General features: G+C 68.8%; 13 protein-coding genes and 1 pseudogene. 5 read left to right on the top strand and 9 right to left on the bottom strand.

Going from position 1 to position 16,800, the window contains the following annotated elements; genetic code table 11:
- Window positions 1-7: 7 nt before the first annotated feature.
- Together ribD and FGL15_RS02470 are read right to left on the bottom strand one after the other, a co-directional pair.
- On the bottom strand, window positions 8-1,084 hold the full coding sequence (gene ribD, locus FGL15_RS02475) for a bifunctional diaminohydroxyphosphoribosylaminopyrimidine deaminase/5-amino-6-(5-phosphoribosylamino)uracil reductase RibD (protein ID WP_240773738.1): 1,077 nt from the start codon (window positions 1,082-1,084) through the stop codon (window positions 8-10).
- Between the two features lie 332 nt (window positions 1,085-1,416).
- Window positions 1,417-2,402: pseudogene (locus tag FGL15_RS02470) on the bottom strand (sugar-binding transcriptional regulator).
- A 134-nt stretch (window positions 2,403-2,536) separates the two neighbouring features.
- Here FGL15_RS02470 and FGL15_RS02465 point away from each other — a divergent pair.
- The 4 genes from FGL15_RS02465 (at window position 2,537) to FGL15_RS02450 (ending at window position 8,140) form a co-directional block, all read left to right on the top strand.
- Window positions 2,537-4,273 carry a glycerol-3-phosphate dehydrogenase/oxidase gene (locus FGL15_RS02465; protein WP_138944815.1) on the top strand — a complete coding sequence of 579 codons (1,737 nt, stop codon included), beginning with the start codon at window positions 2,537-2,539 and terminating at the stop codon, window positions 4,271-4,273.
- Window positions 4,274-4,420: 147 nt separating this feature from the next.
- A complete protein-coding gene (locus FGL15_RS02460; RefSeq protein WP_079002885.1) occupies window positions 4,421-5,173 on the top strand; it encodes an MIP/aquaporin family protein in 753 nt (250 codons plus the stop codon).
- Between the two features lie 101 nt (window positions 5,174-5,274).
- Window positions 5,275-6,789 (top strand): glycerol kinase GlpK, encoded by a 1,515-nt coding sequence (gene glpK, locus FGL15_RS02455; protein ID WP_079707342.1) that lies wholly within the window; start codon window positions 5,275-5,277, stop codon window positions 6,787-6,789.
- A gap of 451 nt (window positions 6,790-7,240) precedes the next feature.
- On the top strand, window positions 7,241-8,140 hold the full coding sequence (locus FGL15_RS02450; protein WP_138944814.1) for a hypothetical protein: 900 nt from the start codon (window positions 7,241-7,243) through the stop codon (window positions 8,138-8,140).
- Window positions 8,141-8,198: 58 nt separating this feature from the next.
- On the opposite strand, the gene trpS is transcribed toward FGL15_RS02450, so the two are convergent.
- The 3 genes from trpS to FGL15_RS02435 form a co-directional block, all read right to left on the bottom strand.
- A complete protein-coding gene (gene trpS / locus FGL15_RS02445) occupies window positions 8,199-9,203 on the bottom strand; it encodes a tryptophan--tRNA ligase (RefSeq protein ID WP_138944813.1) in 1,005 nt (334 codons plus the stop codon).
- 71 nt (window positions 9,204-9,274) lie between these two features.
- Window positions 9,275-10,120, bottom strand: a complete 846-nt coding sequence (locus FGL15_RS02440) for an exodeoxyribonuclease III (RefSeq protein WP_079707339.1) — start codon at window positions 10,118-10,120, stop codon at window positions 9,275-9,277.
- A gap of 9 nt (window positions 10,121-10,129) precedes the next feature.
- Window positions 10,130-11,389: a YihY/virulence factor BrkB family protein gene (locus FGL15_RS02435; RefSeq protein WP_138944812.1), complete on the bottom strand. Its 1,260-nt coding sequence runs from the start codon at window positions 11,387-11,389 to the stop codon at window positions 10,130-10,132.
- Between the two features lie 105 nt (window positions 11,390-11,494).
- On the opposite strand from FGL15_RS02435, the gene ptsP reads away from it, so the two are divergent.
- On the top strand, window positions 11,495-13,153 hold the full coding sequence (ptsP, locus tag FGL15_RS02430; RefSeq protein WP_138944811.1) for a phosphoenolpyruvate--protein phosphotransferase: 1,659 nt from the start codon (window positions 11,495-11,497) through the stop codon (window positions 13,151-13,153).
- Window positions 13,154-13,237: 84 nt separating this feature from the next.
- On the opposite strand, the gene FGL15_RS02425 is transcribed toward ptsP, so the two are convergent.
- Genes FGL15_RS02425 through sdhC form a run of 4 tightly spaced genes read right to left on the bottom strand, consistent with a single transcriptional unit; the run spans window position 13,238 to window position 16,711 of the window.
- Window positions 13,238-14,005 (bottom strand): succinate dehydrogenase iron-sulfur subunit, encoded by a 768-nt coding sequence (locus tag FGL15_RS02425; RefSeq protein ID WP_064294822.1) that lies wholly within the window; start codon window positions 14,003-14,005, stop codon window positions 13,238-13,240.
- Between the two features lie 2 nt (window positions 14,006-14,007).
- Entirely contained in the window at window positions 14,008-15,810 is a 1,803-nt protein-coding gene (gene sdhA, locus FGL15_RS02420; protein WP_086474106.1) for a succinate dehydrogenase flavoprotein subunit, read from the bottom strand.
- A gap of 26 nt (window positions 15,811-15,836) precedes the next feature.
- Complete coding sequence (locus FGL15_RS02415; RefSeq protein ID WP_064294824.1) at window positions 15,837-16,283, bottom strand: succinate dehydrogenase hydrophobic membrane anchor subunit; 447 nt, start codon at window positions 16,281-16,283, stop codon at window positions 15,837-15,839.
- Window positions 16,283-16,711: a succinate dehydrogenase, cytochrome b556 subunit gene (gene sdhC / locus FGL15_RS02410; protein ID WP_255376691.1), complete on the bottom strand. Its 429-nt coding sequence runs from the start codon at window positions 16,709-16,711 to the stop codon at window positions 16,283-16,285. The genes FGL15_RS02415 and sdhC overlap by 1 nt, the downstream gene beginning before the upstream one ends.
- Window positions 16,712-16,800: the final 89 nt, after the last annotated feature.

Here is a 16,800-nt window from a genome sequence, read left to right as displayed (position 1 = left end):
CTGGGGGTCAGGCGGTGAGGTCGTGGGCGGCCGAGGCGGAGGCGCTGCGGTCGGGTGTCGTGATGACGAGGAGGTCGTCGCCGAGTGGTTCGACGCCGACGGTGGTGAGGCGGATCGCATCGCCGATGGTGTCGACGCCGAGGTCGCCGATCGCGAGGCGAGGGCCGCCGAGGAGCACCGGGGCGAGGTAGGTGAGGACCGTGTCGGCGAGTCCTGCGCGGAGGAACGCTGTGGCGATGGTCGGGCCGCCCTCGATGAAGACGCTCCGGACGCCCGCGGCGCGGAGTTCGGCGAGCAGCGCAGCCGGATCATGCCCGTGGTGGACGACGACCGGCCGGGGGTGGCGGTGGACGGCGGCGTCCCGGGGGATCGGGCGATCGCCCATGACGACGGGCAGGGGCTGCTCGGGCAGGAGGTCGCCGCGGTCGTCGCGAGCGGTGAGGCTCGGATCGTCGGCGAGGACCGTGCCCGTGCCGACGAGGATCGCATCGTGGGCGGCCCGCCGACGGTGGACGTCGTCGCGCGCGGCATCGCCGGTGATCCAGCGGCTCGTGCCGTCGCTCGCGGCGATCCGCCCGTCGAGACTCGAGGCCCACTTCACCGTGACGAGCGGACGCCCGAGGCGGGCGGTGGTGAGCCAGTCACCGAGGAGGTCCTCCGCCGGTCCGGCGAGTACGCCGCCGACGACGGTGACGCCGCCGTCGCGGAGTCGTTCCGCTCCACCTCCGGAGTGGTGGCCGGGGTCGTCCACGGCGAACACGACGCGCTCGACGCCGGCCTCGAGGAGGGCGACGGCACACGGTCCGGTCCGGCCCGTGTGGTTGCAGGGTTCGAGGGTGACGACGGCGGTCGCGCCGCGGGCCGCTCCGGGTGCGAGGTGGGACAGGGCGTCGACCTCCGCGTGCGGGGTGCCGGCTCCACGGTGCCAGCCCTCGGCGAGCACGGTGCCCTCAGCGTCGAGGATGACGCAGCCGACGCGGGGGTTGACCCCGCGGGCGGGGCCGTTGGCGGCGAGTGCGAGCGCGCGCAGCATGGCCTGCTCCTCGCGGACACTCGCCTGCGGTGCCTCGGTTCCTGCGCTCATCTGTCCGTCATCTCGGTCGGTACTGACACGAGTTCCGGGGTCGCGGGCAGGTGCTCGCCGGCGTCGACCATCGGCCGACGCCCGTGCTTCCTTCCATCCGGACTCGAACGCCGCCTGCGAGCAGACGCGTTCATAACCGTCGGTCCTGGAGTTCCACCAGGTCAACCGGGCCTCGCTTGCGCGAGACACGGGTCGCGGACTATCACCGCCGGTTCGGACTCTCACCGACCCCGGAGCACGTTACGTGTTGTCGATTCTAGGTCAACGGGCTGAGTGGGTGCCCTATTCCCGGTTCGGATGACGCCCGGTTGCAGCGCCCGATGCGGCCGGGGTCAGCGCTGGGCGTCGTGCTGGTCGATCGCCGCGCGGGCGGTTCCCTCGTCGACCACGAGGTCGGAGATGAGCCCGCCCGCCAACGCCCCGAGGAGCGGGGGACCTTGGCGGCTCCCGCGACCACGCAGATCCGACGGGAGACGCCGCGCAGCACGTCGAGGTCGGGCCCGGACGCACGGTTGTTGAAGGGGATGTCGCGCCAGGAGCCGTCGGCCCGGAAGAACACGGTCGCGACGTCCCCCACCGCTCCGGCGCTCGCGAGCGCCTCGAAGTCGCTGTCGTCGAGGTAGCCGCCGACGTAGACGTGGCTGGGCACACCCGAGAGCTGCGAACCGAGACCGAACAGCGCGACGTCCATGCGGCGTTGGATCTCGAGCACGCGTCGGATGCTGCGCTCCCGCCAGAGCGCGAGCTTGGTCGACGGGTCGTCGAAGAAGGCCGGCACCGCGAACTGCTGCGCGTAGGCCCCGTAGGCGTCCGCGTACCGATGCAGGATCTCGCTCGCGTAGAGGATGCCCGAGGTGCGCGTGTTGGCCGCACCGTTCAGCTGGACGATCTGCGAGTTGTGGGTCCGCTTGGGGGTGAGGTGCCTCGCCACCGCACTCACGGTCGAGCCCCATGCCAGGCCGAGCGTCATGTTCGAGTCGAACACCGAGCCGAGAAAACGTGCAGCCGAGAGGGCGACCCGCTCCAGGCGGTCGATGTCGCTCGTGTGGTCGGGGACCGGGACGATGTGGGCGGTCACGCCGAAGCGGTCGCGGAACTCCGCCTCGAGCCGCGACGGCATGTCGTGCGGGGAGCGCACCTGGATGTCCACGAGCCCGCTTTCCCGCGCATATCCGAGCAGGCGTGAGACCGACGACCGGGAGGTGTGGAGCTCTTGGGCGATGGCCTCCATGGTGAGGTCCTGCACGTAATACAGCTGTGCGGCACGGAGCGCCTCGGCCGTCCGGTCCGGCTGGCTGAGCGCGTCTGCGAGCGACATCGGGTCTCCTTGCACGTTTGTTCACTAGGGCTGTTCAGAGTTGCAGCGGGTGTCACGATGTATTCAGTCACATCATTCAGCGGCGCGCAATCCCGGCAGCGCCGCGTACCAACCGCGAAGAAGCGAGGCATCTCATGTCCCTCAAGTCGTCAGCTCCCCGTTCCACCGTCCAGTCCGTCATCGACCGCCCGCAGGCGTCGGTGCTCATCATCGGCGGCGGCATCAACGGCATCGCGACCTTCCGCGACCTCGCGCTCCAGGGCGTCGACGTCACGCTCGTGGAACGCAACGACTGGGCCTCCGGTGCCTCCGCCGCATCGAGCCACATGATCCACGGCGGCATCCGGTACCTCGAGAACGGTGAGTTCCGCCTCGTCCAGGAGTCGGTTCAGGAGCGCAACGGGCTCATCAAGATCGCCCCGCACTACGTGAAGCCGCTCGAGACCACGGTCCCGATCTTCTCGACCTTCTCCGGCATCCTCTCCGCACCGCTGCGCTTCCTCACCCACAAGCAGGGCAAGCCGCAGGAGCGTGGCGCGCTGCTCATCAAGGTCGGCCTCACCGCGTACGACTCCTTCTCCCGCGACGGTGGCAGCGTGCCGCGTCACCGCTTCCACGGCCGCAAGAAGTCCCTCGCCGACCTGCCGAAGATGAACCCGGGCCTCAAGTACACGGCGACCTACTACGACGCCTCCATGCACGACCCGGAGCGCCTCGCACTCGACGTCCTCATGGACGGCCTCGCCGCCGGCCCGCACGCCCGCGCCGTCAACTACGTCGAGGCGGTCGGCATGGGAGCCGACGGCGTCGAGCTCCGCGACACCGTCACCGGCCAGACCTTCACCGTGACGAGCGACGTCGTGGTCAACACCTCCGGCCCCTGGACCGACCTCACGAACGCCGGCCTCGGCGAGCCGACGACCTACATGGGCGGCACGAAGGGCTCGCACATCGTCCTCGACAACCCGGAGCTCTACGCGGCCACCAAGGGGCGCGAGATCTTCTTCGAGCACGAGGACGGTCGCATCGTCCTCATCTACCCGCTCAAGGGCAAGGTCATGGTCGGCACGACCGACATCGACGCCGACCCGAGCACCCCGAGCGTCTGCACCGAGGAGGAGGTCGACTACTTCTTCGACCTCGTGAAGCACGTCTTCCCGACCATCGCCACCTCGCGCGAGCAGATCGTCTACCGGTTCTCCGGCATCCGCCCGCTGCCGAAGCACGACGACGAGGCCCCCGGCTTCGTGTCGCGCGACTACCGGATCGAGCGTCGGGCCGCGGCTGCACGTCCGTCCACCACCGTGTTCAGCCTCGTCGGTGGCAAGTGGACCACCTTCCGGGCACTCGCCGAGCACCTCAGCACGGACGTGCTCAACACCATCGGGGCCCCGCGCCCCGTGGAGACCCTCGGACTCGCGATCGGCGGCGGCGCCGGCTTCCCGCGCACCGACGCCGCGACGCGCACCTGGGTCGCCGCGCACGAGGACGGTACCGGTGCCAAGCGTGCCGAGCAGCTGCTGGGCCGGTACGGCACGAAGGCCGCCGCGCTCCTCGAGCACCTGGCCGAGCACGGTGACGACCGCCTGCAGGGCGCTGCCGACTACAGCGTGCAGGAGCTCGAGTACCTCGTCGAGCAGGAGCAGGTCGTGCACCTCTCCGACGTGCTGCACCGCCGCACGAGCCTCGCCTTCACCGGATCGCTGACCGCCGGCCTCGTCGACGAGATCGCCCGTGTCGTCGGCGGTGTCCTCGGGTGGGACGACGCCGAGCGGACCGCGCAGATCACTGCAGCGCTCGACCGCCTGCGCGACGCCCACCAGGTCGACCTCCGGGTCGACGCCGCCAAGGAGGCCCCGGCGTTCTCATAATGCACGAATGTGCAGGCAAGGCCCTTGTCCTGTGCAACAGGAGCTGGCTACCTTACAAGCAACTGGTCAGTGCAACCTCGCCCAGCGGGGGCTCGCGCCTCGGCGTCGGCCCCCACACGGCCACACCTATGAAAGGTCAATGAAGACATGAACCTCGGAACCATCTTCCTCTCCGAGACCGTGGGGACGGCGATGCTCGTCCTCCTCGGTACCGGTGTGGTCGCCACGGCGATCCTCACGAAATCCAAGGGCCTCGGTGGCGGCTGGCTGCTCATCAACTTCGGTTGGGGCCTCGCGGTCTTCGCCGGTGTCACGGTGTCCTACGCCTCCGGTGGACACCTGAACCCCGCTGTCACGATCGGCTTCCTCACCACCGGGTCGATCGACTTCGGTACGGCGCTCGTCTACTGGGCGGCGCAGATGGTCGGTGCCTTCATCGGTGCCGTGCTGACGTACTTCGCCTTCAAGCAGCACTTCGACCAGGAGGAGGACCCGGGCAAGAAGCTCGGCGTCTTCTCGACCGGTCCGGAGATCCGCAGCTACGGCTGGAACCTCGTGACCGAGGTCATCGCGACCTTCGTCCTCGTCTTCGTCGTGATGTCCTTCGGCAAGACCGGCCCAGACGCGGTGGTCATCGAGGGCGTCCCCGGGGGACTCGCTGCCCTCGGCGCTCTGCCCGTCGCCCTGCTCGTCGTCGGTATCGGCGCCTCCCTCGGTGGCCCGACCGGCTACGCGATCAACCCGGCACGTGACCTCGGTCCGCGCATCGCCCACGCCCTCCTCCCCATCAAGGGCAAGGGCAAGAGCGACTGGTCCTACGCCTGGGTGCCGGTCGTCGGCCCCCTGCTCGGTGGTGTCCTCGCGGCCCTCGCCTCGATGGTGCTGCTCCCGGCAGTCTGACCTGACGCTGCGGCGGTGACCGGACACGATCACCGCCGCGGCACCCCGGGGTACCGGTTCCGGTGCCTCACCTCGCAACGCACGCAACGAAGGAGTATCCAATGGCGGACTACGTCATCGCAATCGACCAGGGGACGACGAGTTCCCGGGCCATCGTCTTCGACAAGAGCGGATCGATCGTCTCGACGGGCCAGCTCGAGCACGAGCAGATCTTCCCGAAGGCCGGCTGGGTCGAGCACAACCCGAACCAGATCTGGAACAACACCCGCGAGGTCATCGGCCAGGCGCTCAGCAAGGCCAACATCACCCGGCACGCCATCGCGGCCATCGGCATCACGAACCAGCGCGAGACCGCCGTCGTCTGGGACAAGACCACCGGACAGCCCGTCTACAACGCGATCGTCTGGCAGGACACGCGCACGCAGGACATCGTGAACCGCCTCGCTGCGGACGGCGGCGTCGAGCGCTTCAAGAAGACCGTCGGCCTGCCGCTGGCGACCTACTTCTCCGGCACGAAGATCGTCTGGATCCTCGAGAACGTCGAGGGTGCTCGCGAGAAGGCCGAGGCGGGCGACCTCCTCTTCGGCACGACCGACAGCTGGGTCATCTGGAACCTCACCGGTGGTGTCAACGGCGGCGTGCACGTCACCGACGTCACCAACGCCTCGCGCACGCTCTTCATGGACCTCGAGACCCTGCAGTGGGACGACGAGATCCTCAAGGCGTTCGGCGTCCCGAAGTCGATGCTCCCGGAGATCAAGAGCTCCTCCGAGATCTACGGCCACGCGTCCGACGACAGCCTGCTCCGCGAGACGCCGATCGCCGGCATCCTCGGCGACCAGCAGGCGGCGACCTTCGGTCAGGCCGCCTTCCAGCAGGGTGAGGCCAAGAACACCTATGGCACCGGTAACTTCATCATCTTCAACACCGGTGAGGAGATCGTCCACTCCGAGAACGGTCTGCTGACGACGCTCGGCTACAAGCTCGGCGACGCGAAGCCGCACTACGCGCTCGAGGGTTCGATCGCCGTGACCGGTTCGCTCGTCCAGTGGCTGCGCGACAACCTCGGCATGTTCTCCTCGGCCCCCGAGGTCGAGGCGCTCGCCAAGACCGTCGAGGACAACGGTGGCGCGTACTTCGTGCCGGCGTTCTCCGGGCTGTTCGCGCCGTACTGGCGTCCGGACGCGCGCGGTGCGCTCGTGGGGCTCACCCGCTACGTCAACAAGGGCCACATCGCCCGGGCGGCCCTCGAGTCGACCGCGTTCCAGACGGCCGAGGTCATCGACGCCGTCAACGCCGACTCGGGTGTCCCGCTGACGGAACTCAAGGTCGACGGCGGCATGACCGCCAACGACACGCTCATGCAGTTCCAGGCCGACATCCTCGGTGTGCCGGTTATCCGACCGGTCGTCGCGGAGACCACGGCGCTCGGCGCGGCCTACGCGGCCGGTCTCGCCGTCGGCTTCTGGTCCGACCTCGACGACCTCGCGAAGAACTGGCAGGAGGACAAGCGCTGGGAGCCCAACATGGACTCCGCGGAGCGCGACCGCCTCTACCGCAACTGGAAGAAGGCCGTCACGAAGACCTTCGACTGGGTCGACGACGACGTGCAGTAGTCCCGACCGACCGGAACGGCCCGTCCTCCTCGCGGAGGGCGGGCCGTTCTGTCGTCCGTCCTCGTGCCGCTCCCCGCAGGGTGCACCTGCGCACAACTCCTGCAGCTTGAGGACCGACTCGGGAGCAACCGCGCCATTCCGCCTGCCCGCGCCGACCGGGCCGGTCAGGCGCAGGAGTTCTGCGCGGACTCGCTGCCTCCCGCGAGACTCGCTCTGCCCCCATCTTGTCGAGACGGGTGTCCCACCTGCGCATAACTCCTGCTCATCGCTGCTGTGGTGCCTCCCGGGGGTCGATCCTGAGCGTTGGCCAGTGGCCAGCAGGAGTTGTGAACCGCGCGCGACGGTCACGCCCCGACCGTGACCCTCCTCCACAGTGCTCCCGTAGTCCTCGACCGACGACGAAGCAGCCGCGTGAGACCGCTCGCTCGATCGGTGCCCCGAACCTCGATGGATGGACAGTGCAGCTTCTGGTCACACGATCCTCACTCGCTCGACCCTTCTCGAGGAAGGTATGCGACCGCGTGAGATCACCCAGGCGGTGCGTGACGGAACGATCGTTCGTGTGCGGCGCGATCGATACGCGCTCCCCGGAGTGCACGATGACATCCGTGCCGCAGTGCGCATCGGGGGGAGGCGAGCATGCCTGTCCACCCTGGCCGCTCGTGGTGTGTTCGTGTTCGACGCCACCCGGGTCCATGTGCATGTGGACCGCAGCGCCTCACGACTTCGCGGACCGCGGGCGGAGGACCGACGGCTGGCCACCAGCGATCGACGGGAGTTCACTCTCCACTGGCGACCGCTTGATCAGCCGTGCGGCACGTTCGACTGCGACGTGTCGATCATCGACGCACTGGCCCAGTCCATCAGGTGCCAGTCGCCGCGCATGGCACTGGCGACGCTCGACAGCGCGGTCCATCTCGGGTTGGTGGATGAGCCCGACCTCCGACGAGTCTTCGCCCTGGTGCCCGAACGCTTTCGTGCGCTCATGGCGTTGATCGATGGACGCGCTGAGTCAGGTCCGGAGACACTCCTGCGCTTGATCGTCCGCAGCCTCGGCCTGTCGTACGAAGTGCAGCCCCGTCTGGCGGAGGGTGGACGCGGTGATCTCCTGGTGGCTGAGTCGTTGTTGATCGAGGTCGACAGTCGAGCCCATCATGAGGGGTGGTCGCACGCCGTCTCAGACCGCACCCGCGACCTCAGAGCCGCCTCGCGTGGGCTGATGACGTTGCGACCGCTCTACCAGCATGTGGTGCATGAGCCCGGGCTCGTCGCGGCAGCGATCACCGGTTTGATCGGGGACGCGCGCACAACTCCTGCTCACCGCGTGGGTACTCCGCGGGCCGCGCGGTGAGTGCGGTGAGTGCGGTCTTGCGGACAGTGACGAGCAGGAGTTGCGAACGAGGGCGGGATCAGGCGCGGCGGAGGAGTCCGACGCGGTCGTAGACCTCGGCCAGGGTTTGCTCGGCGACCTCGGTCGCGCGCGCGGCGTTGACCGCGAGCAGGCGGTCGAGCTCGGCAGGGTCGTCGAGGAGTTCGAGTGCGCGGGCACGGACCGGCTCGAGTTCGCCCACGACGACCTCGGCGAGGCCCTTCTTGAGGTCGCCGTAGCCACGACCCTCGAACTCGCCGACGACGGCCTCGATGGGGGAGCCGGTGATCGCGGAGTAGATGCTCAGCAGGTTCGAGACGCCGGGCTTCTCCTGTACATCGAAGGCGATGACGCCGTCGTTGTCGGTGACCGCACGCATGATCTTCTTCTGCGTGACATTCGGCTCGTCGAGCAACCAGATGATCCCCGCCGGGGTCTCAGCGGACTTCGACATCTTCGACGTCGGGTTCTGGAGGTCGTAGATGCGCGCGGAGTCCTTCTGGATCTGCGCCTTCGGGACGACGAAGGTGTCGCCGAAGCGGGCGTTGAACCGCTCGGCGAGGTCGCGCGTGAGCTCGATGTGCTGTCGCTGGTCGTCGCCGACCGGCACGATGTCGGTCTGGTAGAGCAGGATGTCGGCAGCCATGAGGATCGGGTAGGCGAAGAGACCGACCGACGAGGCGTCGCGCCCGTGCTTGGCCGACTTGTCCTTGAACTGCGTCATGCGCGCGGCCTCACCCATACCGGTGATCGTGTTGAGCACCCACGCCAGCTGTGCGTGCGCCGGGACGTGCGACTGGACATACAGGGTCGACGCCGAGGGGTCGATGCCTGCGGCGATGTACTGGGCGGCCGTGCGGCGGGTCTTCTCGCGGAGCTCGGCGGGGTCCTGCGGCACCGTGATCGCGTGCAGGTCGACGATGCTGAAGAAGGCGTCGTGCTCCTGCTGCATCTGCTTCCACTGCAGGAGGGCACCGATGTAGTTGCCGAGGTGGAGCGAGTCGGCGGAAGGCTGCATGCCGGAGTACAGGCGTGGCTTGGTCATGTGGGTTCTCGCAGAGGGATGAGCGGCCGGAGCCGGGGCACGGAGTGGTGGGGTGGCGTGATGCCGAAGGGTCAGACGGCGTAGTCGACGACGACGGGGGCGTGATCGGACCATCGCTGGTCGTACGCCGCGGCGCGGTCGATCGTGTACCCGGACGCGAGTGCCGCGAGCTCGGGCGTGGCGAGCTGGTAGTCGATGCGCCAGCCGGTGTCGGTGTCGAAGGCCTGGCCGCGCTGCGACCACCAGGTGTAGGGACCGGGGACCTGGCCGGCGGACTGGCGCCCGATGTCGACCCAGCCGAGGCCGGTGCCGGTCACGCCGTCGACGCCCGTCACGGTCTCACCCGCCGGGCCGAGGTAGCGGTCGAAGTAGGACCGCTCGGCAGGCAGGAAGCCGGCACGCTTGACGTTGCCCTTCCAGTTCTTGATGTCGAGCTCGGTGTGGCCGACGTTGAGGTCGCCGACGACGAGGGACAGCGGGTTGTGCTCGCGCAGTGCGGGCAGCCGCTCGAGCATCGCCTCGAGGAAGCGGAACTTCTCGACCTGCTTGGGGGTGTCGACCTCGCCGGAGTGCACGTAGGTGCTCACGACCGTGACGAGCGTGCCGTCGATGTCGAAGTCGGCCTCGATCCAACGACCCGCGCTGTCGAAGTCGTCCGCCCCGAGGGCGACGCGGTGGATGCCCGCCGAGCGACGGCTGACGATCGCGACGCCGGCACGCCCCTTGGCGGTCGCGGCATCGTGCAGGATGTTCCACTCCGGTCCGAAGAGCGTCTCGAGGTCGCTCGTCGCGGCGCGGACCTCCTGCAGAGCGAGGATGTCGACCCCGCGGTCTTCGAGCCAGTCGCCCATCCCTTTGCGGAAGGCCGCGCGGACTCCGTTGACGTTGACACTGGCGATGCGGAGGGGTGCAGACATGCCTCCAGCTTAGTCGCGGGGGCCGACAACGCCCTGGCCCCGGCGTCCGCCCGGGCGTCGGCGATGGGGTGGGTCCGACGCGTCCGCCGCGGGCGACTCGGGGGCTTCGCCGTGCTCTCGGATGAACTCGGCCGAGGCCTCCTCGGCGTGCCGCACGCGCCGGCGGGCGAACCAGACCGCCGGGCCCTTGGCGCGCCGGAGGGATTCGCGAGCCTCCCGCAGTTCCGCCTCGGCGATCAGCCGCCTGGCTGCCAGCTCTTCGGCCGCCTGCTCCTCCGGCGTCGTCGTGCGCACACTGATGCCCTGGTCGTCGAGCCCCACGGCGATCCACGCGGCGGAGGCGAGGATGACGCGGCTCACGAGGTTGAACCACAGCATGAGGCCGATGAACACCGCGAAGGTCGCGAGCAACGGGTTCCGGGAGGCCCCGGCGATCACCGCACTGCTCGCGACGCTCAGGAGCGAGAGCACCAGGCTGCCGAGGAGCGCGCCGCCGAAGAGGTTGCGCCACGGGATCCGGATCCGGCTGAGCACGCGGTACATGGCGCCGAGGGTGACGAGGTTCACGACGACCGCGACGACCAGACCGACGACCCGGCTGCCGACGGTCACCCAGAAGGTGCCCTCCAAGCCGACGAGCGACAGCAGCCAGCTGAGCGCCTGGGTGCTGGCGACCGACAGCGTCGCGGAGACGAGGAGCAGGACGCCGAAGGCGAGTGCCAGGACGAGGTCGACGACTTTCAGCAGGAAGAAGCTCGCGGCGACCTTCGGGAGCGCGAAGATCGACCTGACCGCCTGCCGGGTGTAGTACAGCCAACCGATCGCCGTCCAGATGAGACCGACGGCGGCGATGACCCCGGTCCACCCGAGCAGGGAGGCGCTCGACAACTGCTCCTCGGCGATGATGCCTTCGCCGTCGGTGCCGATGAGGCCGGGGACGGCGCGGTTGATGATCTCCACCAGCGCTTGGAAGACCTCGGCGTTGTTGCCGAGCCAGATGCCGGTGATGGCGAATCCGACGTAGACCGCGGCGAACACGGCGAAGACGGCCTGGAAGCTGATCCCGGCGGCCAGGAGGTTGCCGTCCATGGCGAGATACCGATGGATGACGCGATAGGGCTTCAGCCGCATGACCCACGTCGTGGCGCGCTCCGCTCTCGCCGCGCGGGGCGCGAGTCGCCGGATGAACGGGTTCTCGCTGTTCTGGATCCATTGGAACACCAGTGGAGGTGGCGTCTGCTGGAGCCGCACCTTGGGGGTGGTACTCACGTCCGGCGCGTCGGCGGAGTCCTTCCTCGGCGCACGCGGATTGGTCACCGGACCAGCCTACAAGCGGGCCGGACTGGGGGAGAGGCGGTGCACTAGGGTCGAACCATGCGCGAGGCGGAGGGGCAACGCACGTTCACCGGCACCGGCGTCGGACGCGGCGTCGTGGCCGGTCCCGTGCTCCGCATGCCGGAGCCGCTCCCCGAACCGAGTGCCGACCCGTTCCTCGGGGACGTCACGCTCGAACAGGCCCGTGCCGTCGCGGCGCTCAGCGCGACGCGGGCCGACCTCGAGGAGCGGGCTCGACGAGCCGGCGGACATGCGCAGGACGTGCTCGAAGCGCAGGCGGTCATGGCCGACGATCCGGCGCTCGCGGAGGACGTCGCGACGCGCATCGCGGCGGGTCGTTCCGCGGAGCGCGCTGTGTTCGAGGCCCTGGCGACGGTCCAGCAGGTCCTCTTCAACCTGGGGGAGCCGATGGCGGCGCGCGCGACCGACGTCGGTGACGTCTCGCAACGGGTCATCGCGCGGTTGCTCGACCGACCTGTCCCCGGACCACCCGAATCAGACGAGCCCTTCGTGCTCGTCGCCGCGGACCTCGCGCCGGCCGACGCTGCGCTTCTCGATCTCGAGCGGGTGCTGGCACTCGTGACGAGTGGCGGCTCGGCGACCTCGCACACGGCCATCCTCGCGCGCGAGCAGTCACTCATCGCCGTCGTGGGCGTCGCCGGAGCCGAGCAGTTCGAGGACGGTGAGATCGTCCTCGTCGACGCCGGAGCCGGGGTCGTCACCGGGTCGCCGACGAAGCGCGAGGTTCGGTCGGCCAGGTCCACCGCGGCGGAGCGAGTCCGTGTCTCGCCCCGCTCGCCGGGCGAACTCGCCGACGGAACCCCGGTGCCCCTGCTGGCGAACCTCGGTTCCGTCACCGGCGCGGCCGGTGCCCTGGCCCTCGGCGCCGAGGGCGTCGGGCTGTTCCGCACCGAGCTCCTCTTCCTCGATCGCGCGGAGGCGCCGGGCGTCGCCGAACAGGCCGACCGGTACGGCGAGTTGCTCGCGGCGTTCCCGGGGAAGCGCGTCGTCGTCCGGGTGTTCGACGCCGGAGCCGACAAGCCGCTCGCCTTCCTCCGACCGGACGAGGCCGAGCCCAACCCGGCGCTCGGGGTGCGGGGTATCCGGGCGCTCCGAGCTCGTGACGAGGTGCTCCGAGACCAGCTCACGGCTCTCGCGCTCGCACAGGACGCCCACGAGGCGGACCTCTGGGTGATGGCCCCGATGATCGCCGACCTTCCCGAGGCCGCGGCGTTCGTGACCCTCGCCAAGCGGCTCGGCCTGCGGACGGTCGGGACGATGATCGAGGTGCCGTCGAGCGCACTGCTCGCCGCGCAGATCCTCGGCGTCGCGGACTTCGTGAGCATCGGGACCAACGACCTGACGCAGTACACGCTCGCGGCGGACCGTCTCCTCGGGCCAGTCGGCTCGTATCAGGACCCGTGGCACCCGGCCGTGCTGCGGCTCGTCAAGCTCGTCGGCGACGCCGGTCTCGCCTCAGGGCGCTCCATCGGCGTCTGCGGGGAGGCGGCAGCGGATCCGGCCCTCGCGGTCGTGCTCGTCGGCCTCGGGGCGACGAGTCTCTCCGTCACCCCGGCCGCGCTCGGCGACGTCCGGAGCGAGCTGCGCCGCTACACGCTCGAGGCGGCTCGTGCCATGGCCATGGACGCCCTGAGCGCCGCGTCACCGGCTGAAGCCAGAGCTGCTGCGCTGGCCTGACATCGCTCGACGCACAGGTCGCCCTGCACGAACACGTCCGGCCCAGCGCAGTGCGCTGGGCCGGACGGACGAACCGGGTGCGGGCTAGGAGACCTTGCCGGAGATCATGGCCTGCTTGACCTCGGCGATCGCCTGCGTGACCTGGATGCCGCGGGGGCACGCCTCGGTGCAGTTGAAGGTGGTGCGGCAGCGCCACACGCCCTCCTGGTCGTTGAGGATGTCCAGGCGGACCTGCGACGCGTCGTCGCGGGAGTCGAAGATGAAGCGGTGCGCGTTCACGATCGCCGCCGGGCCGAAGTACTGACCGTCGGTCCAGAAGACGGGGCACGACGAGGTGCACGCGGCGCACAGGATGCACTTCGTGGTGTCGTCGAAGCGGGCGCGCTCGGCGACCGACTGCACGCGCTCCTTGTTCTTCTCCGCGGGCTTGCCGGGCATGAGGAACGGCTGCACCTCACGGAACGACGCGAAGAAGGGGTCCATGTCGACGACGAGGTCCTTCTCGAGCGGCAGACCCTTGATCGCCTCGACGTAGATCGGCTTCGAGATGTCGAGGTCCTTGATCAGCGTCTTGCACGCGAGGCGGTTCCGGCCGTTGATCCGCATGGCGTCGGAGCCGCAGATGCCGTGCGCGCAGGAGCGACGGAACGTGAGGGTCCCGTCCTGCTCCCACTTGATCTTGTGGAGCGCGTCCAGGATGCGGTCCGTCGGGAACATCTCGACGTCGAAGTCCTCCCAGCGCGGCTCGGCGTCCACGTCCGGGTCGAACCGACGGATGATCAGGGTGACCGTGAAGGACTGGATCTCCTCCGGTGCTGCGGCCGGCGGGTTCTCGAGCGTTGCAGTGCTCATCGCTAGTACTTCCTCTCCATCGGCTGGTACCGCGTGATGACCACGGGCTTCCAGTCGAGCCGGATGTGGTCGGCCGCGTCGGACGAGTGCGGGTCGCCGGACAGGTACGCCATCGTGTGCTTCATGTAGTTCTCGTCGTCGCGCTTCGGGTAGTCGTCGCGCATGTGACCGCCACGGCTCTCCTGACGGTTGCGAGCGGAGTAGACGACGACCTCGGCGAGGTCGAGCAGGAAGCCCAGCTCGATCGCCTCGAGGAGGTCGGTGTTGAAGCGCTTGCCCTTGTCCTGGACGGCGATGTTCTGGTACCGCTCGCGCAGGTTGTGGATGGTGGCGGTGACACCGGCGAGGGACTCGTCGGTCCGGAACACCTGGGCGTTGCGGTCCATCTCCTCCTGGAGCTCCTTGCGGATCGTGGAGATCCGCTCGGTGCCGTTGGAGTTCCGCATCTGCTCGATGAGGCCGGAGACGAAGCCGGCGGGGTTCTCGGGCAGCGGCGTGAAGTCGACGCCCTGGACGTACTCGACGGCGTTGTTGCCGGCGCGCTTGCCGAACACGTTGATGTCGAGGAGGGAGTTCGTGCCGAGTCGGTTCGAGCCGTGGACGGACACGCACGCGCACTCGCCGGCCGCGTACAGGCCGGGGACGACGGTGTTGTTGTCACTCAGGACCTCGGCCTTGACGTTCGTCGGGATGCCGCCCATGGCGTAGTGCGCCGTCGGCATGACCGGGACGGGCTCCGTCACCGGGTCGACGCCGAGGTAGGTGCGCGCGAACTCGGTGATGTCGGGCAGCTTGGTCTCGAGGACCTCGGCACCGAGGTGGGTGCAGTCGAGGTAGACGTAGTCCTTGTTCGGCCCGGCGCCGCGGCCTTCCGCGACCTCCTGGACCATGCAGCGCGCGACGATGTCTCGCGGGGCGAGGTCCTTGATGGTCGGGGCGTACCGCTCCATGAAGCGTTCACCGCTCGCGTTCCGGAGGATCGCACCCTCGCCCCGGGCTCCCTCGGTGAGGAGGATGCCGAGACCGGCGAGGCCGGTGGGGTGGAACTGGAAGAACTCCATGTCCTCGAGCGGGAGGCCCTTGCGCCAGATGATCCCGACGCCGTCGCCCGTGAGGGTGTGTGCGTTCGAGGTCGTCTTGTAGATCTTGCCGAAGCCACCGGTGGCGAAGATGACCGCCTTCGCCTGGAAGACGTGGATCTCGCCGGTGGAGAGCTCGTACGCGACCACACCGGACGGCTTGTCGACACCGTCGACGTTCGTCATGATCAGGTCGAGCGCGTAGTACTCGTTGAAGAAGTTGATGCCGAGGCGGACGCAGTTCTGGAACAGCGTCTGCAGGATCATGTGGCCCGTGCGGTCGGCCGCGTAGCAGGCGCGGCGGACCGGAGCCTTGCCGTGGTCGCGGGTGTGGCCGCCGAATCGACGCTGGTCGATCTTGCCCTCGGGGGTGCGGTTGAACGGCAGACCCATGTTCTCGAGGTCGATGACCGCGTCGATGGCCTCCTTCGCGAGGATCTCCGCCGCATCCTGGTCGACGAGGTAGTCGCCGCCCTTGATGGTGTCGAAGGTGTGCCACTCCCAGCTGTCCTCCTCGACGTTCGCGAGCGCGGCGGCCATACCGCCCTGCGCCGCTCCCGTGTGGGACCGCGTCGGGTAGAGCTTGGAGATGACGGCCGTCTTCGCTCCGGGGCCGGCCTCGATCGCGGCGCGCATGCCGGCACCGCCGGCACCGACGATCACGATGTCGAACTGGTGGTAGTGGATGCCGTCGATGACGGTGGACTCGGTGGTTTCTGTAGTCACGGTTTCCGTTGCTCGGTCTCGGTTGCTCAGTTGGCGGGGCAGAACGACGCGAGCAGGTCTGCAGGTGCGCCGGCGGGGCACGGGTCGAAGGTGAAGACGACCAGGGTCCCGAGGATGATGAGGATGGTGACGGCGGCGAGGATCGCGACCTTGAGGACACCGCGGATCGTGCGACCCGTGGCGTAGTCGTTGACGATGGTGCGCATGCCGTTGCCGCCGTGGATCAGTGCGAGCCACAGCATGGCGACGTCCCACCACTGCCAGAAGGGGTTCGACAGCTTGCCGCCGACGAAGGCGAAGTCGATGGCCTTGATGCCGTCGCCCACCATGAGGTTGACGAAGAGGTGGCCGAAGATGAGGACCAGCAGGATCACGCCGGAGACGCGCATGTAGATCCAGCCCCACTTCTCCCAGTTGACGCCCTTGCGGCGCGCGGGACGGGCGGGGGTGCGGGGAGCGGCGATCGTCGTCATCAGTGGCCCATCTCGCTGAACACGTTGATCAGGTGGCGCGGCGTGAAGCCGAGCATCGTCACGACCCAGAGACCGATGACGATCCAGAACATGGGCCGCTGGTACTTGGTGCCCTTCGACCAGAAGTCGATGAGGATGATGCGGATGCCGTTGTACGCGTGGTAGGCGATGGCGGCGACGAGCGCGACCTCACCGAGCCCCATGATGGGGTTCTTGTACGTGCCGATGACCGCGTTGTACGCCTCGGGGGAGACCCGCACCAGCGCGGTGTCGAGGACGTGCACGAGGAGGAAGAAGAAGATGGCGACGCCGGTGATCCGGTGGAGCACCCACGACCACATGCCCTCACGGCCCCGGTACAGGGTGCCGGCCGGGCGTTTGGATGTCGTGGATTCCAACGGTGACGTTCGCGTGAGACTCGCGGTCACGAGGTCCTCCCTGATAGTCGCTATCTGCGGCAGATCGTTCTGCCGTGCGGGGGTTGTTGCCTGCCGTGCGTCGAATCGGCGCGCTGGAC

The sequence above is a fragment of the Plantibacter sp. M259 genome (assembly GCF_006065115.1).
Lineage (GTDB): Bacteria > Actinomycetota > Actinomycetes > Actinomycetales > Microbacteriaceae > Plantibacter > Plantibacter auratus.
The sequence above is the reverse complement of the archived record's forward strand: the minus strand, read 5'-3'. Positions and strand labels throughout refer to the sequence as shown.

What these genes read in the sequence shown, in the direction of transcription:
- ribD (WP_240773738.1), bottom strand. Translation starts at nt 1,084, where the DNA reads ATGAGCGCAGGAACCGAGGCACCGCAGGCGAGTGTCCGCGAGGAGCAG.
- FGL15_RS02465 (WP_138944815.1), top strand. Translation starts at nt 2,537, where the DNA reads ATGTCCCTCAAGTCGTCAGCTCCCCGTTCCACCGTCCAGTCCGTCATC.
- FGL15_RS02460 (WP_079002885.1), top strand. Translation starts at nt 4,421, where the DNA reads ATGAACCTCGGAACCATCTTCCTCTCCGAGACCGTGGGGACGGCGATG.
- glpK (WP_079707342.1), top strand. Translation starts at nt 5,275, where the DNA reads ATGGCGGACTACGTCATCGCAATCGACCAGGGGACGACGAGTTCCCGG.
- FGL15_RS02450 (WP_138944814.1), top strand. Translation starts at nt 7,241, where the DNA reads ATGGACAGTGCAGCTTCTGGTCACACGATCCTCACTCGCTCGACCCTT.
- trpS (WP_138944813.1), bottom strand. Translation starts at nt 9,203, where the DNA reads ATGACCAAGCCACGCCTGTACTCCGGCATGCAGCCTTCCGCCGACTCG.
- FGL15_RS02440 (WP_079707339.1), bottom strand. Translation starts at nt 10,120, where the DNA reads ATGTCTGCACCCCTCCGCATCGCCAGTGTCAACGTCAACGGAGTCCGC.
- ptsP (WP_138944811.1), top strand. Translation starts at nt 11,495, where the DNA reads ATGCGCGAGGCGGAGGGGCAACGCACGTTCACCGGCACCGGCGTCGGA.
- FGL15_RS02425 (WP_064294822.1), bottom strand. Translation starts at nt 14,005, where the DNA reads ATGAGCACTGCAACGCTCGAGAACCCGCCGGCCGCAGCACCGGAGGAG.
- FGL15_RS02415 (WP_064294824.1), bottom strand. Translation starts at nt 16,283, where the DNA reads ATGACGACGATCGCCGCTCCCCGCACCCCCGCCCGTCCCGCGCGCCGC.